The organism is Pseudomonas fluorescens (assembly GCF_041354075.1).
Taxonomy (GTDB): Bacteria; Pseudomonadota; Gammaproteobacteria; order Pseudomonadales; family Pseudomonadaceae; genus Aquipseudomonas; species Aquipseudomonas fluorescens_CE.
Genome location: NZ_JARZGC010000002.1, coordinates 339,739 through 354,175, shown reverse-complemented (window position 1 = coordinate 354,175; position 14,437 = coordinate 339,739). Strand labels below are relative to the sequence as shown.

General features: G+C 64.2%; 14 protein-coding genes. 5 read left to right on the top strand and 9 right to left on the bottom strand.

Translation table 11 applies throughout. The features are described 5' to 3' along the window. Positions 1-11 precede the first annotated feature (11 nt). Both QIW53_RS03905 and QIW53_RS03900 read left to right on the top strand, forming a co-directional pair. Positions 12-1,295: an NTP/NDP exchange transporter gene (locus QIW53_RS03905; protein WP_371048368.1), complete on the top strand. Its 1,284-nt coding sequence runs from the start codon at positions 12-14 to the stop codon at positions 1,293-1,295. Then, on the top strand, positions 1,282-2,226 hold the full coding sequence (locus QIW53_RS03900; protein ID WP_371048367.1) for an aldo/keto reductase: 945 nt from the start codon (positions 1,282-1,284) through the stop codon (positions 2,224-2,226). The genes QIW53_RS03905 and QIW53_RS03900 overlap by 14 nt, the downstream gene beginning before the upstream one ends. 146 nt (positions 2,227-2,372) lie before the next feature. On the opposite strand, the gene yghX is transcribed toward QIW53_RS03900, so the two are convergent. The 6 genes from yghX to QIW53_RS03870 form a co-directional block, all read right to left on the bottom strand. Continuing rightward, positions 2,373-3,260 carry a YghX family hydrolase gene (gene yghX / locus QIW53_RS03895; protein ID WP_371048366.1) on the bottom strand — a complete coding sequence of 296 codons (888 nt, stop codon included), beginning with the start codon at positions 3,258-3,260 and terminating at the stop codon, positions 2,373-2,375. Positions 3,261-3,299: 39 nt separating this feature from the next. After that, positions 3,300-3,704: a heme-binding protein gene (locus QIW53_RS03890; RefSeq protein ID WP_371048365.1), complete on the bottom strand. Its 405-nt coding sequence runs from the start codon at positions 3,702-3,704 to the stop codon at positions 3,300-3,302. Continuing rightward, positions 3,701-4,942 (bottom strand): glycolate oxidase subunit GlcF, encoded by a 1,242-nt coding sequence (gene glcF / locus QIW53_RS03885; protein ID WP_371048364.1) that lies wholly within the window; start codon positions 4,940-4,942, stop codon positions 3,701-3,703. Before glcF ends, QIW53_RS03890 begins: the two co-directional genes overlap by 4 nt. A gap of 3 nt (positions 4,943-4,945) precedes the next feature. Continuing rightward, a complete protein-coding gene (gene glcE / locus QIW53_RS03880; protein WP_371048363.1) occupies positions 4,946-6,010 on the bottom strand; it encodes a glycolate oxidase subunit GlcE in 1,065 nt (354 codons plus the stop codon). Next, on the bottom strand, positions 6,010-7,509 hold the full coding sequence (gene glcD / locus QIW53_RS03875) for a glycolate oxidase subunit GlcD (protein ID WP_371048362.1): 1,500 nt from the start codon (positions 7,507-7,509) through the stop codon (positions 6,010-6,012). Before glcD ends, glcE begins: the two co-directional genes overlap by 1 nt. Positions 7,510-7,660: 151 nt before the next feature. Further along, entirely contained in the window at positions 7,661-9,424 is a 1,764-nt protein-coding gene (locus QIW53_RS03870; RefSeq protein WP_371048361.1) for an L-lactate permease, read from the bottom strand. Positions 9,425-9,581: 157 nt separating this feature from the next. Between QIW53_RS03870 and QIW53_RS03865 the strand changes: the two genes are divergently transcribed. Further along, entirely contained in the window at positions 9,582-9,818 is a 237-nt protein-coding gene (locus tag QIW53_RS03865; RefSeq protein ID WP_201190354.1) for a hypothetical protein, read from the top strand. Between the two features lie 138 nt (positions 9,819-9,956). On the opposite strand, the gene QIW53_RS03860 is transcribed toward QIW53_RS03865, so the two are convergent. From QIW53_RS03860 to QIW53_RS03850, 3 genes are all read right to left on the bottom strand, one after another. Next, positions 9,957-10,385: a nuclear transport factor 2 family protein gene (locus QIW53_RS03860; RefSeq protein WP_371048360.1), complete on the bottom strand. Its 429-nt coding sequence runs from the start codon at positions 10,383-10,385 to the stop codon at positions 9,957-9,959. 67 nt (positions 10,386-10,452) lie between these two features. Beyond that, a complete protein-coding gene (mug, locus tag QIW53_RS03855; RefSeq protein ID WP_371048359.1) occupies positions 10,453-10,974 on the bottom strand; it encodes a G/U mismatch-specific DNA glycosylase in 522 nt (173 codons plus the stop codon). 12 nt (positions 10,975-10,986) lie between these two features. Then, the gene (locus QIW53_RS03850) at positions 10,987-11,610 is read right to left on the bottom strand and encodes a TetR/AcrR family transcriptional regulator (RefSeq protein WP_371048358.1); all 624 of its coding nucleotides are present in this window, start codon (positions 11,608-11,610) and stop codon (positions 10,987-10,989) included. A gap of 225 nt (positions 11,611-11,835) precedes the next feature. Between QIW53_RS03850 and QIW53_RS03845 the strand changes: the two genes are divergently transcribed. Together QIW53_RS03845 and QIW53_RS03840 are read left to right on the top strand one after the other, a co-directional pair. Further along, positions 11,836-12,972 (top strand): HlyD family secretion protein, encoded by a 1,137-nt coding sequence (locus QIW53_RS03845; RefSeq protein ID WP_371048357.1) that lies wholly within the window; start codon positions 11,836-11,838, stop codon positions 12,970-12,972. After that, positions 12,969-14,420: a DHA2 family efflux MFS transporter permease subunit gene (locus QIW53_RS03840; protein WP_192303680.1), complete on the top strand. Its 1,452-nt coding sequence runs from the start codon at positions 12,969-12,971 to the stop codon at positions 14,418-14,420. The genes QIW53_RS03845 and QIW53_RS03840 overlap by 4 nt, the downstream gene beginning before the upstream one ends. The last annotated feature ends 17 nt before the right edge of the window (positions 14,421-14,437 follow it).

The following is a 14,437-nucleotide window of genomic DNA, read 5'->3' as shown; positions in this document are numbered from 1 at the left end:
GGGGGGTAGCGATGCCCATCGTGGGTAAATGGCTCGACGTGTTACCCGATGAAAGGGCGGCGCTGGGGCTGGGGTTCGCGTTCCATTTCTGCGTGCTCGCCAGCTATTACCTGGTGCGGCCCCTGCGCGATGCGCTGGGACTGGAGGGCGGCGCCGGCCAGTTGCAGTGGCTGTTCACCGCGACCTTCCTGGTCATGCTGCTGATGGTGCCGGTGTTCGGCTTCCTTGCGTCGCGCTGGCCAGCGACCCGTTTTGTGCCGTTGATCTACCGGCTGATCGCCGTGTCGATGCTGCTGTTCGGCGTGCTGATCGCCCACCGTGTCGCCCCGGTGAATGTCGGGCGGGTGTTCTTCGTCTGGATCAGCCTTTACAACCTGTTCATCGTCTCGATCTTCTGGAGTGTGCTGGTGGATCGCTTTTCCAGTGAGCAGGGGCGACGGTTGTTCGGTTTCATCGCGGCGGGCGGCACTCTGGGCACTTTCATCGGGCCGTTGCTGGCCGCCACCCTGGCGACCCGTCTCGGCCCGCTGGCGCTGACGTTCCTGGCGGCGCTGCTGCTGGAAGTCGCGGTGCGCTGCTACCGGGCATTGTTGCGGCGCACCACGGCACAAGGCGCCCGACGCGGGCTTGACGACCAACGGCTGGGCGGCAGCATGCTCGCCGGGATCACGCTGATCTGGCGCTCGCGGTACCTGTTGGGATTGGTGGCGTTCATGCTGCTGCACACCAGCGCCGCGACCTTGTTGTATTTCGAACAGGGACGAATCGTCGCCGACAGCTATTCTGATGTGGCCAGCCGCACGCAATACTTCGCGGTGGTCGACCTGATCGTCTCGGCGCTCACCTTGACCATGCAGCTGTTGCTGACGGCGCCCTTGATCCGCCTGATCGGCATCGGCGGGGCGCTGACGGCATTGCCGCTGGCGACGATCGTGGCCTTCGCCGCCATGGCCCTGGCACCGCTGCCGACCACGGTTGCACTGGCCCAGGGGGTGCGCCGCGCCGTGGAGTTCGCCCTGGTACGGCCGGCGCGCGAGGTGTTGTGGACGGTGGTCAGCCGCGAGGAAAAGTACAAGGCCAAGAATGTGATCGAGACCCTGGTGTATCGCGGCGGCGATGCCGCCAGTGGCTGGTTGTCCGCCGGCCTGACGGCGCTGGGCGCGGGGTTTGGCCTGGTGGCGCTGATGATCGTGCCGTTTGCCGCACTGTGGGTCGCGTTAAGCGCGTGGCTGGCGGGGCAACAGGCGCAAAAGGCGAGCAAGACAGGGGAGGGGCAACACCATGAGCCACACTGATGGATACACGCGTCGACAAATACTCACGCTGGCTGCCGGTGCTTCGGCGGTGCTCACTTTCGATCCGGCCTTCGCGAGCAGTGCGCCGCCGAAGGAAACAGGAGGCAAGAACATGCTGACCCGCGCCATTCCTTCCAGCAACGAGCCCTTGCCGATGGTCGGCCTGGGCACGTATCGCGGCTTTGATGTCGCACCGGCCGATCCAGCCTACAAGCAGCTGCCCGCCGTGCTCAGTGCGCTGTTCGAAAAGGGCGGGACGGTGATCGACAGCTCGCCCATGTACGGCCGCGCCGAACAGACCACCGGCGAGCTGCTGTCGATCCACCAGCCACGCTCGCCGGCGTTCCTGGCGACCAAGGTGTGGACGCGGGGCCGCGAGGAAGGCATCGCGCAGATGGAGCAATCCTTCAAGTTGCTGCAGACCGACCGCATCGACCTGATGCAGATCCACAACCTGCTGGACTGGAAAACCCACCTGCCGACCCTGCGCCAGTGGAAGGAGCAAGGGCGCATTCGCTACATCGGCATCACCCATTACACCGCGTCGGCCTATGAGGAAGTGGAGGCCGTGCTCAAGGCCGAGCCGCTGGATTTTCTGCAGATCAACTATGCGCTGGATGACCGAGGTGTCGAAAAACGCATCCTGCCGCTGTGTCGCGAGCGCGGCGTGGCGGTGATCTGCAACCGGCCGTTTGGCGGCGGCGACCTGCTCGCCCGGCTCAAGGGCAAGCCGCTGCCAGGCTGGGCTTCGCAGGTGGGTGTCAGCAGTTGGGCGCAACTGGCGCTCAAGTACCTGCTGGCGCATTCGGCGGTGACCTGCGTCATCCCCGGCACCGGCAACCCGCGCTACATGGCAGACAACGCGGGCGCCGGGTTCGGGCCGATGCTGACCGGCGCGCAGCGCGAGCAGTTGATTGATGTGGTGAGCTAGTGCTCCGCATGAACTGGACGACCCCCGACCCTGTAGGAGCGAGCATGCTCGCGAAGAACGTCCAGGCACCGCTGGTTTCAGACAGCCCACGCAATCGTTCACGACCAACGCGAGCATGCTCGCTCCTACAGGGCCAGTGTGATGAATCAGGCCAGATACCGCCGAAACCACCCCAGCGTCCGGTCCCAGGCCAGTTTCGCCGCCGCTTCGTCGTAGCGTGGCGTCGAGTCGTTGTGAAAGCCGTGGTTGGCGCCGGGGTAGATATGGGCCTCGTACGTCTTGCCCGCCGCCTTCAGCGCCTGTTCATAGGCAGGCCAACCTTCGTTGATCCGTGTGTCCAGCTCGCCGTAATGCAGCATCAGCGGCGCCTTGATCTGCGGGACATCCTTCGCATCCGCCTGGCGACCATAAAACGACACCGCAGCCCCCAATTCCGGATACGCCACAGCCGCCGCGTTGGCGACGCCACCGCCGTAGCAGAACCCGGTGATCCCCACTTTGCCGGTGGTTGCATCGTGCTTCATCAGCCACTCGATGGCGGCGAAGAAATCGTTCATCAGCTTTTGCGGGTCAACGGTCGCCTGCAACTCGCGCCCCTTGTCGTCGTTGCCCGGATAACCGCCTACCGACGTCAGCCCATCCGGGGCGAGGGCGATGAACCCAGCCTTGGCCACGCGTCGTGCCACGTCTTCGATGTACGGGTTGAGCCCACGGTTCTCGTGCACGACCACGATGGCCGCCACCTTGCCCGTCGTTTTGGCCGGGCGCACCAGATAACCGCGAACCGACCCGTTGCCTTTCGGCGAGGGGTAGGTGATGTACTCGGCGACGATGTCCGGGTCCGTGAACTCGACCTGCTCGGCCAAGGCATAGTTCGGGCTCAGCGAGGCGAGCAGGGCGCTGGCGGTCAATCCGCCAAAGGTGAACAACGCCGCCCGGTCGAGAAACTCCCGGCGGTTGATCTTGCCGTGGGCGTAGTAGTCGTAGAGCTCGAGCAATTGCGGGGAAAAGTCCTCGGCGGTGAGGCGGGTCATGGATGCGATTCCTTCGATTCGTGAGCCTGGATGAAATGATCAGCCTTGCAAGCACTGCGCCCCGGCCCTGGCCACCTGCGCGTCCTGTTCGGCCTTGACCCCGGACACGCCCACCGCGCCGATCACCTGGCCATCGACTACGACCGGTACGCCGCCTTCCAGGGAGGTCAGCAGTGGCGCGGACAAAAATGCGGTGCGGCCGCCGTTGACCATGTCCTCGAAACCCTTGGACTCACGCCGGCCCAGGGCCGAGGTGCGAGCCTTTTCGGTGGCGATGTAGGCGCTGCTTGGCGTGGCGCCATCAAGTCGCTCCAGGGCCAGCGGATGGCCGCCGTCGTCGACGATCACGATGGACACCGCCCATTGATTGGCCTGGGCTTCGCTGCGGGCGGCGGCGAGGATCTGGCTGACTTCGGTCTGGCCGAGGATGGCTTTGCTTTTCATGAAGAGGCTCCGGTAAGGGGTGGGGGCAGGGCGGCGTCGACCAGTTCGATCCAGTGACGGACCGGGGTGCGGTTCGCCCCGTCGAGGTGTGACTGGCAGCCAATGTTGGCCGTGACGATAACATCTGGCTGGCCACTTTCCAGCGCATTGAGTTTGTTGTCGCGCAACTGCCGGGACAGCACGGGTTGGGTAATCGAATAGGTGCCCGCCGACCCGCAGCACAGGTGGCTGTCGGGCACGGCGGTGAGGTTGAAGCCGAGCCGGGTCAGGGTCGCTTCCACCGCGCCGCCGAGTTTCTGCGCGTGCTGCAAGGTGCAGGGGCAGTGGAACGCCAGGCGCTGGTCGCTGTGCACACCGAGCTGTTCCAGCGGTTCCTCGCGCAGCACTTCAACCAGGTCTCGGGCCAGGGCGCTGACCTTTTTCGCCTTGTCGGCATAGGCCGGGTCGCGTTCCAGCAGATGGCCGTAATCCTTGACGAAGGCCCCGCAACCGCTGGCAGTCTGCACGATGGCTTCGACGCCGCGTTCCAGGTGCGGCCACCAGGCGTCGATGTTGCGGCGGGCGCGTTGCAGTCCGGCCGCCTGCGCGTCGAGGTGATAGTCCACGGCGCCGCAGCAGCCCGCTTCCCGGGCCGTGACCGCACTGATGCCCAGGCGGTCGAGCACTCGCGCCGTCGCGGCATTGGTGTTGGGTGACAACCCTGGTTGCACGCAGCCTTCGAGGATCAATACCTGGCGGGCATGCTGCGTGCGCGGCACCGGTTTGACCGGCGGCGTACTGCGCGGCAACTTCGCTTGCAGCGTGTCGGGCAACCAGGCCCGGAACACCTGGCCGCTGCCGACCAGGCGCTTGAACAGGCCCGGATTGGGCACGATGTTGCGCAAGCCTTCACGCAGCAAGCGTTGGCCGAGCGGCCGGGGCACGGCGGCATCGACCACCGCGCGACCAATGTCCAGCAGGTTGTGGTAATCGACCCCGGAAGGGCAGGTGGTTTCGCAGTTGCGGCACGACAGGCAGCGGTCCAGGTGTTCCTGGGTTTTCTGGGTGACCTCGTTGCCTTCCAGCACTTGCTTGATCAGGTAGATGCGGCCCCGGGGGCCATCGAGTTCATCGCCGAGCAGTTGATAGGTCGGGCAGGTGGCGTTGCAGAAGCCGCAGTGCACGCAGGTGCGCAGGATGCTTTCGGCTTCTTCGGCGCGTGGCAGTCGACGAGCGCTGTCGCTCAGGGTGGTCTGCATGGCTCAGAGCTCCGCGTACAGGCGTGCGGGGTTGAAAATGCCCCGTGGATCGAGTTGTTGTTTCAGACTGCGGTGATAGCGCATGAGTGCCGCCGGCAAAGGCTGGAAGGGGCTATCGATCAGGCCATGACTGTAGCAGGTGACGTGACCGCCGACCTCCTCGACGACTTTGCGAATGAACCCCGCCTCGGCGTCCGACTTGAGCCAGCGCTGGGCGCCGCCCCAATCGATCAATTGCCGGCCCGGCAAGGACAGTCGCGGGGTGTTGTGCGGCACCGACAGACGCCACAGCGGTTGATCCTCGTCGAAGAAACGCAGTCGATGTTCGTTGAGATCGGCCCAGAAGTCCGGGTTCAGCCGCTCGCCCCCCAATCGCTCATGGGCGGCCGTCACCGAGCCTTCGCCCCCCTCGAGGCGCAGGTGCAACTGCTGCCCGTCGTGGCACGCCGCGCTGATCGGCAGCGGTTGCTGGCCCCATTCCGCCAGGCGCAGCAGGGCGCGGTCAGTGTCCATGTCCAAGCTGATGCTCAGGGTTTGCCGTGGTTTGGGCAGGACTTTGAGTGAGACTTCGGTGATTACGCCCAGGCTGCCGAAGCTGCCGGCCATCAGGCGCGACAGGTCGTAGCCGGCGACGTTCTTCATCACCTCGCCACCGAACCGCAGGTGCTTGCCGTGCCCGGTGATGACCCGGGTGCCGAGCACGAAGTCACGCACCGAGCCTGCCCAGGGTCGCCGCGGCCCCGACAGGCCGCTGGCAATCATCCCGCCGACGGTGGCGTCGTCGCCGAAGGCAGGCGGTTCACAGGGCAGCATCTGCTGCGAGCCGTCGAGGATATACGTCAGTTCGGACAGGGGCGTGCCGCAGCGGGCGGTGATCACCAGCTCGGTCGGATCGTAGCTGACGACACCCCGATGAGCGCGGGTGTCGAGCACTTCCCCGGCGACGATGCGCCCCAGGAACGCCTTACTGTTGGAGCCTTGAATGCGCAGCGGGGTGGCGTTGTCCAGCGCCCGGTTGACCTGTTCGAGCAAGGTGGCGCTGTCGTCGAATGCCTGTTCACGGTACATCAGAAACGCTCCAGCTCAGGGAAGGGCAACTGCCCTGCGTGCACGTGCAGGGCGCCAAACTCGGCGCAGCGGTGCAGGGTCGGAATGTTCTTGCCGGGGTTGAGCAAACCGCCCGGGTCGAACGCGGCCTTGACCCCGTGGAACAGGGTCAGCTCATCACTGTTGAACTGCGCGCACATTTGGTTGATTTTCTCCCGGCCCACCCCGTGTTCGCCGGTAATGCTGCCGCCGACCCGCACGCACAATTCGAGGATCTTGCCGCCCAGGGTTTCCGCTCGTTCGAGTTCACCCGGCTGGTTGGCGTCGAACAGGATCAACGGGTGCATGTTGCCGTCACCGGCGTGGAAAACGTTGGCCACGCGCAAGTCATACTCGGCGGACAGCGCGGCGATCGCCTGCAGCACCCCGGGCAATTCACGGCGCGGGATGGTGCCGTCCATGCAGTAGTAATCCGGCGAGAGACGGCCCACGGCGGGGAAGGCATTCTTGCGTCCGGCCCAGAAACGCACGCGTTCGGCTTCATCCCGGGCCTGGCGCAACTCGGTGGCGCCGGCCTGCTCCAGTACCTGGCGCACGCGCTCGCAATCGTCATGCACGTCGGCTTCGACGCCGTCGAGTTCGCACAGCAGAATGGCTTCGGCGTCCACCGGATAACCGGCGTGGATAAAGTCTTCGGCGGCGCGAATCGCCAGGTTGTCCATCATCTCCAGCCCGCCGGGAATGATGCCGGCGGCGATGATGTCGGCGACGGCGCGACCGGCCTTTTCCACGGAGTCGAACGCCGCCAGCAGCACTTTGGCGGTCTGCGGCTTGGGCAGCAGTTTGACCGTGACTTCGGTGATGACCCCGAGCATGCCTTCGGAGCCGGTAAACAGCGCCAGCAGGTCGAAGCCAGGGGAATCGAGGGCGTCGGAGCCGAGGGTCAGGTGTTCGCCTTCAACCGTCAGGATCTCCAGCTTAAGCAGGTTGTGCACGGTCAGGCCGTATTTCAGGCAATGCACGCCACCGGCATTTTCCGCGACGTTGCCACCAATGGAACAAGCGATTTGCGAGGAAGGGTCCGGCGCGTAGTACAGGCCGAACGGTGCCGCCGCCTGGGAAATCGCCAGGTTGCGCACACCCGGCTGGACCCGTGCGGTGCGGGCGGCAGGGTCGATGTGCAGGATGTGGTTGAAGCGCGCCATCACCAGCAGCACGCCTTTTTCCAGCGGTAACGCGCCGCCGGACAGGCCGGTGCCGGCGCCCCGGGCCACCACCGGGACGCGCATCTCGTGACACAGCCTCAGCACGCCTTGCACTTCGTCCAGGTGACGCGGCAGGACCACCAGCAGCGGCGTGGTGCGGTAGGCCGAGAGACCGTCGCATTCATACGGCTTGAGCTCTTCTTGCAGATGCAGCACTTCCAGTTTCGGCAAGCGGCTTTGCAGGGCCTGGAGCAGGGCGGCCTTGTCGACGTCGGGCAGTGCACCGTCGATGCGTTCATCGTACAGAATGTTCATAAACCTCCTTGCTGGAAATCACCGCATCCCTGTAGGAGCGAGCATGCTCGCGAAGAATGCAAGAACACCGCGAGGTGTCAGACAGTCAACGTCATCGTTAGCGACCATCGCGAGCATGCTCGCTCCTACAGGGGGAGGTGGGGCGGCTGATTTAATGCCCGCCCACCACCATCGACGTGAATGGCGATACATACGCCTGCAACGTCACCAACCCGCCGACCAGGATCGCCAGGACGATGGAGTGGAAGAACACATAACGCAGGATTTCCCCTTCATGGCCGTACCAGCGTGTCGCGGTGGAGGCCACCACGATTGACTGGGCGTCGACCATCTTGCCCATGACCCCGCCGGAACTGTTGGCGGCGGCCATCAACACCGGGCTCAGGCCCAGTTGTTCGGCGGTGACCCGTTGCAGGCCGCCAAACAGCACGTTGGACGCCGTGTCCGAGCCGGTCAGCGCGACACCGAGCCAGCCGAGCAAGGTGCCGAACATGGGGTAGAAAATCCCCGTCGCGGCAAAGGCCAGGCCCATGGTGGCGTCCAATCCCGAATAGCGCGTGAGGAAGCCCAGGGCGAGCATCGCCGCGATGGTGATCAGCGAATAACGCACCACCCAGATCGTGCGCAGGTATTGGCGGATCAATTGCGGGATCGAATAGCCCATCAGCAAACCGCCGACGATGGCCGCCAGGAGAATGCCGCTGCCGGTGCTGGTGAACCAGGTGAACTTGTAGATGGCTTCTTCGGTTTTCGGCGTGGGCACCACCGGCGGCACCTTCTCGACCTGCTGGTGCAGGGTGGTGAAGGTCAGGACGGGGGCGAAGATCGGGTTGGCTTCGCGCACGGGTTTGCCTTGTGGGTCGAGCTTGGCCGAGTGCGTGACCGGGTCGATGGCCGGGCGGGTGTCGAACAGGTTCTTGAAGCCCTGGGTGCCCCAGGCAAACACGAACACCGTGAGGATGATCCACGGCATCCATGCGCGCATGACTGCGGGCTTGGCGTCACTGGCGAAGGTCGCGGTGGGTTCGGGCTTGGCCGCATGCTCTTCGTCGATCTTCGAGTTGTCCACGCGCCCGGTCAGCGCCGCCGAGGTGTGCACGCTGGCCGGCTTCCACACCTTGAGGAAACCGGTCAGGCAGGCCATGGAGATCAGCGCGGCGATCACGTCGACCAGCATCGGCCCGTGGTAGTTGGACACGATGAATTGCGGCACGGCAAAACTGATCCCCGTCACCACGATGGCCGGCCAGACCTCGATCATCTTGCGCCAGCCGGCAAAGGCCCAGATCAGCCAGAAGGGCACCAGCACCGAAAAGAACGGCAGTTGGCGACCGACCATCATCGACAACTCCATCTCATCCAGCCCTGTGACCTTGGCCAGGGTGATGATCGGCGTGCCCAGGGCACCAAAGGCCACGGGCGCGGTGTTGGCGATCAACGCCAGGCCGGAGGCGGCCAGCGGCGAGAAACCCAACCCGATCAAAATCGCGCCGGTCACCGCCACCGGCGTGCCGAAACCGGCCGCCCCTTCGAAAAAAGCGCCGAAACAGAAGGCAATCAGCAGCAATTGCAGGCGCCTGTCGTCGGTGATGCGTGCCAGCGAATCCTGCAGCACTTTGAACGAGCCGTTCTCGGTGGTTAGCCGGTGCAGAAAAATGATGTTGAGCACGATCCAGCCAATCGGCAGCAAACCGTTGGCCGCACCGTATAGCGCCGCCGAGCCCGCCATGTTGGCCGGCATGCCGAAGGCGAAGATCGCGATGATCAGCGCCGAGCCGAGGGCGAGCAACGCCGCCAGATGTGCTTTGATGTGAAAGAAGGCCAGGGCTGCCAACATCACCACAACGGGCACGGCTGCCATGAGGGTTGAAATGACCGGGTTGCCGAACGGATCGTAAATCTGCTGCCAGACCATGCTCACCTCTGCTTTTTTATTGTCGGGTTTGCAGACCCCTGAGGGGGCGGTGGCTTGTAGTATAGGTGGCATTGCGCCGCTGTCCTGTGCGGCGTCAATCGCGGTTTTTCAGCGGGTTGTTCGAGCTGACCGAATTCACTGCCGGAGGAACGCAACGATGACTGAACGCCATTTGCTTCACACCGAAACCCTGTCGAACGGCTGCAGCATCAAGGTCAAGGCCGAGATCCTGCGCGACGGCTCTTTGGGCATGTTCATCGGCGTCTACCGACCTGATGGCGGGGCGATCGAGGAAAACGACCACCCCTCGCTGCATTTTCTCGACATGGAAGCGGCGATGGAGTGGGGCATCGAACAGGCCAGAGACGTCGGCAATGGCCAGCGAACCCTGTAGGCGCGAGCAGGAACCGCATCTCCCCTGTGGGAGCGAGCCTGCTCGCGATGGTCGTCACGAAGGCACGGGAAGCCTGACACCCTGCAGTGCTCTCGGGTTCATCGCGAGCAGGCTCGCTCCCACGAAGACAGCATCGGCTCAGATTTTGGCGGCGGCGAGGTAGGCGCCCAGACGCCGGCCCATTTCCTCACCCAGGGCCTGCAGGCCGCTCATTGGCCGGACCATGACTTCGAAGTCGGTGATGTTGCCCTGCTCGTCGAAACGAATCATGTCGATGCCCTTGAGCTCTTTGCCGCCGACCTTGGCACTGAATTCCAGCACGACGTTCAGGCCGTCGGCCGTCGCCAGTTCACGGTGATAGGTGAAGTCTTCAAAGACCTGGCAAACCGTGCTCAGGATCATCGTCACCACCGGCGCGCCGGAGTAGGGCGTGTGCGCCATCGGCGAGCGGAACACCACCCCCGGGGCCAGCAGTGTGGGCAGGTCTTGCAGGTCACGCCGGCCGATCATGGCGTGCCAGTGGTCCAGGGACGCGGCGGCATTGGGGTGCAGTTTCAGCTCGGACATCTTCAGCTCCTGTTTTTGTTGTGCTGCCAGTTGCCAGGACTTTAGCGCAACGGCGCTGACCGCCTGCTTATGGCGCTGTATTCAAGCGCTCGATGGCCGCCAGATAGAGCTGGCGATACGCATCCACCAGTTGCGCCTGGCTGAACGCGCGATTGCGCCCGCTCGGGTTGGGCAGCACCCACACTGAAGACTGGGCAAAAGGTTGGGTTTGTCGCCCCCACGCCACGTCTCGCTGCCCGGACAATGCGCAATACGCCGCCTTACCGAGAAACGCGACAAAGCGCGGCGCATGTCGGGCGATCTTGCGCTCGAAGTCCGCCGCGGCCGTATGGAATTCCTCGACCGACAACTGATCAGCCCTTGCCGTGGGTCTCTCCACCACGGCAGTCAAGCCACATTGGTGTTGCACGATTGTGCGGTCATCCTGCGCCCGAAGTTCGTGGGGGGTAAACCCGGCAAGGTGCAAGGTGCGCCAGAACCGATTGCTTCTGCCGGCGAAGTGATGCCCCTGGGCGGCGGCCAGCAGGCCCGGATTGATTCCGCAAAAAACCACCGCCAGATGCTCCGCCAGGATGTCTTCAAGTGCCACGGCAGGCCCCCTTCACGCGCATATCACGTTGATCGCGTTGCGCACCAGTTCGGTCAATTCAGCCCGGGATTTGCCGGCCCGGGCGCGGATCGAAATGCTGTGCAGCAAGGACGACGCCAGGACGGCAAGGGCGGCCGGGTCGACAGCGGCGGCTAACTCGCCCTGCTCGATGGCCGTGCGCAGGCGGCTTTCCAGGTCGGCATCGAGGCGACTCAGGCGGTCCGACAACACCTCGCGTATTTGCCCATCCTCCACGGCTTCAGTGGTTGCCGTACCGATGGCAAAGCAGCCTCGGGGCTGGCCTTCCCCGGAAAAGTAAATCGACAGTTGCCCCTCGTAAAACTGCGTCAACGCCTGGCGCAGCGTCAGCCCGGTGTCCGTCAGCGCTGCGTGCATGGCCGCCGCGGCAGTTTCCCAGTACTGCTCCAGTGCCTTGATGTAGAGGGCGTGTTTGTCGCCGAACGCGGCGTACAGGCTCGGACGGTTCATGCCCGCTGCCGTGGCGATGCTGTCCAGAGACGCGCCGGAATAGCCGGTGCTCCAGAACACCCCCAGCGCCTGCTGCAAGGCGGTCTGCGGGTCATAGGCGCGAGGACGGCCGCGTCCTTTGCCCTCGGTGGGTTTATTTTGTGCCATATCGTACAAAATCCTTGAGTGGGGGATCGTTCTGTGGATATTCTTACACCATCGCACAAAATTAAGGAATCAGAAATTCCTTGGTTGCAGGTTTGTTGAAGCGCCGCTCGAACCGGGTCGCGCCGCTACGAAACAGGCGCGGCGGAGCGATCCTCCGTTGGCGCACGGCGAGGCTGTTTTCTAGTGGGCGCCAGCCCGATTTCCCGGTTATAGGTGCATTCGATCATGACCAGACAGTTCGAGATTCCAGCTACACAGATCGCTACTCCGGGGCCGCACCCGACCGACGCGCCTGGCAGCAAACCACTCAAGGAAAGGATGCGGCCACTGCTGATGGTGGGGGTTCCGGCCATCGTTGCCGCCGTCGGCTACGCGTATTACCTGGCCGGCGAGCCCTTTGTGTCCACCGACAATGCTTACGCCCGGGTGGCGAAGGCAGCGATCAACGCGCGCGTTTCCGGTCAGGTGATCGAGATCGCCGTGCAGGACAACCAGCTCGTGCACAAGGGCCAGGTGCTGTTTCGCATCGACCCCAAACCCTTGCAGATCGCGGTCGACCGCGCCGAAGCGCAACTGAGCGTGGCGCGCCTGCGCATCGACGGGCTCAAAGCCAGTTATCGCCAGCAACAGGCTGAGCTGCAATCGGCCAGGGAGTCGGCAGCGTTCGACCAGAAGGAACTGACGCGCAAAAAAGCCCTGGTGGCGACGGAGTTTGTCTCCCGTGCGGTGTATGAGCGTGCCGACACCGACGTCAAGGTTGCACGGCAACGTATCGCCGCTGTCGAGCAACAGCTCGCCAACACCGTGGTTGCCCTGAACGGCAATCCGGCAATCGACGCCGACAGCCATCCGAGCGTTCGCGAAGCCCGGGCACAGCTCGACGAGGCGCAGCTGTATCTGTCGTATTCGACGGTGTCTGCGCCTGCCGACGGTATCGTGGCCAAGGTCGACGATTTGCAGGTGGGCAATTACGTCAGCAACGGTACGCCGGCCTTCGCGCTGCTGTCCGCCCGGGACCTCTGGATCGAGGCCAACTTCCGCGAAACCGACGTCACGCACATGCGCCCCGGCCAGGAAGCGACCATTCGCATCGACACCTACCCCGATCACCTGTTCAAGGCCCACGTAACCAGCCTGAGCCCGGGAGCCGGTTCGGACTTCGCCTTGCTGCCGCCGGAAAACGCCACCGGCAACTGGGTCAAGGTGGTGCAGCGGGTGCCGGTGCGTCTCGAACTGGATGAAGCGAATCCGGCACTGCCGCTGTATTCCGGAACCAGCGCCACGGTCAAGGTCGACACCGGCTATCGCAGGCCCTGGTGGCATCCGCTCAAGGCGCTGTTGTCCGCAGGGACCGAGTCATGAACGGGCGAACGTTGAGGCTGGCCGCGCTGCTGGCGACCTACATGCAGTCGGCGAACCTGCCGCTGCCGAATGCGGTACTGCGGTTGATCCAGGGCAGCCTGTCGATGACCGACGACCAGGCCGGCTGGATTTTCACCGCGTACCTCGCCGCGAGCGCCATTACCTTGCCGATGGCGTCGTGGCTGGCGGCACGCTTTGGCGTTAAACGGGTGTACCTGACGGCACTGCTGTGCTTCGCGCTCGGCTTGATCCTCGGCACGCTGAGCAGCACTTCGCTTCAGTTCATCGGTGCGCGGATTCTGCAGGGGCTGGCGAGCGGAGTGCTCGCGCCACTGTCGATGGCGATTGCCCTGGATACCCTGGCAGCGGAACAACGCGCGAAGTTTGGCGCGACCTGGACCGCCATCGTGCTGTTCGGCATCGTCAGCGGCCCAAGCCTGGGCGGTTGGATCGGCGAGCACCATGACTGGCGGCCGATCTTCTACATCAGTGTGCCATTGGCGGCCTGTCTCTTCATGGTGATGGCGCTGTGGCTGAAAGAGAAACCGGCGGCGCAGGTGCCGGCGTTCGATTTCTTCGGTTTCGGCACCTTCACCCTGGCGCTGATCAGCCTGCAAATGCTCCTCGACCGTGGCGAACGCCTGGACTGGTTCGCCTCGACCGAAATCTGGCTGGAGGCCCTGGGGTGTGCGCTGGGGGCGTACCTGTTTGCGGTGCACCTGCTGACGCGAAAGGTGCATTTCCTCAACAAACGCTTGTTTGCCGATCGCAATTTCGTGCTGTCGACAATCATCTTCTTCGCTGTCGGTTTCGTGCTGTTGTCGACCATGGCGCTGACCTCGCCGATGCTCGACGAGATCCTCGGCTACCCGCCGGACACCACCGGCGTGCTGACAATTCCCCGCGGCATCGGGCTGGTGGGCGCGTTTCTGTTGATGGGGCGGGTGCCCGAGCGTTTCGACCGCCGCCTGTTCGTCGCGACCGGGGTGGCACTGGTGATCTACGCCAACTGGCTGATGCTCGGCTATTCGCCGCTGATGGACGCATCGCCGGTGGCCGTGGCGGGCGCGATCCAGGGCATCGGTATCGGCATCCTGATGCCGGCGCTGACGCAGGTGGCGTTCAGCACCCTCGACCCGGCGTTGCGCCAGGAGGGCACGGGGCTGTTCAACTTGTCGCGGGTCTATGGCAGCACCCTCGGGGTGGCGATTGTGCAGCTGTTTTTCTTCAACAACACCCAGGCGATGCACCAGGCGCTGGCCAGCCACCTGACGCCGTACCACGCCCTGGCGTCCAGCTCGCTGCAAACGCTGGAGGGACTTAACCACCTGATCACCCACCAGGCCGCTTTTATCGCCGTGGTCGGCCAGTTCAGGATTTTGCTGGTGGCGATGCTTCTGGTCAGCCCGCTGGTTGTCTTTCTGCGCAGGCCTGCTGCGGCTCACTAGTTCCCGTGGAGATCATC

Coding starts and splice junctions, on each gene's coding strand:
- QIW53_RS03905 (WP_371048368.1), top strand. CDS start 12: ATGCCCATCGTGGGTAAATGGCTCGACGTGTTACCCGATGAAAGGGCG.
- QIW53_RS03900 (WP_371048367.1), top strand. CDS start 1,282: ATGAGCCACACTGATGGATACACGCGTCGACAAATACTCACGCTGGCT.
- yghX (WP_371048366.1), bottom strand. CDS start 3,260: ATGACCCGCCTCACCGCCGAGGACTTTTCCCCGCAATTGCTCGAGCTC.
- QIW53_RS03890 (WP_371048365.1), bottom strand. CDS start 3,704: ATGAAAAGCAAAGCCATCCTCGGCCAGACCGAAGTCAGCCAGATCCTC.
- glcF (WP_371048364.1), bottom strand. CDS start 4,942: ATGCAGACCACCCTGAGCGACAGCGCTCGTCGACTGCCACGCGCCGAA.
- glcE (WP_371048363.1), bottom strand. CDS start 6,010: ATGTACCGTGAACAGGCATTCGACGACAGCGCCACCTTGCTCGAACAG.
- glcD (WP_371048362.1), bottom strand. CDS start 7,509: ATGAACATTCTGTACGATGAACGCATCGACGGTGCACTGCCCGACGTC.
- QIW53_RS03870 (WP_371048361.1), bottom strand. CDS start 9,424: ATGGTCTGGCAGCAGATTTACGATCCGTTCGGCAACCCGGTCATTTCA.
- QIW53_RS03865 (WP_201190354.1), top strand. CDS start 9,582: ATGACTGAACGCCATTTGCTTCACACCGAAACCCTGTCGAACGGCTGC.
- QIW53_RS03860 (WP_371048360.1), bottom strand. CDS start 10,385: ATGTCCGAGCTGAAACTGCACCCCAATGCCGCCGCGTCCCTGGACCAC.
- QIW53_RS03850 (WP_371048358.1), bottom strand. CDS start 11,610: ATGGCACAAAATAAACCCACCGAGGGCAAAGGACGCGGCCGTCCTCGC.
- QIW53_RS03845 (WP_371048357.1), top strand. CDS start 11,836: ATGACCAGACAGTTCGAGATTCCAGCTACACAGATCGCTACTCCGGGG.
- QIW53_RS03840 (WP_192303680.1), top strand. CDS start 12,969: ATGAACGGGCGAACGTTGAGGCTGGCCGCGCTGCTGGCGACCTACATG.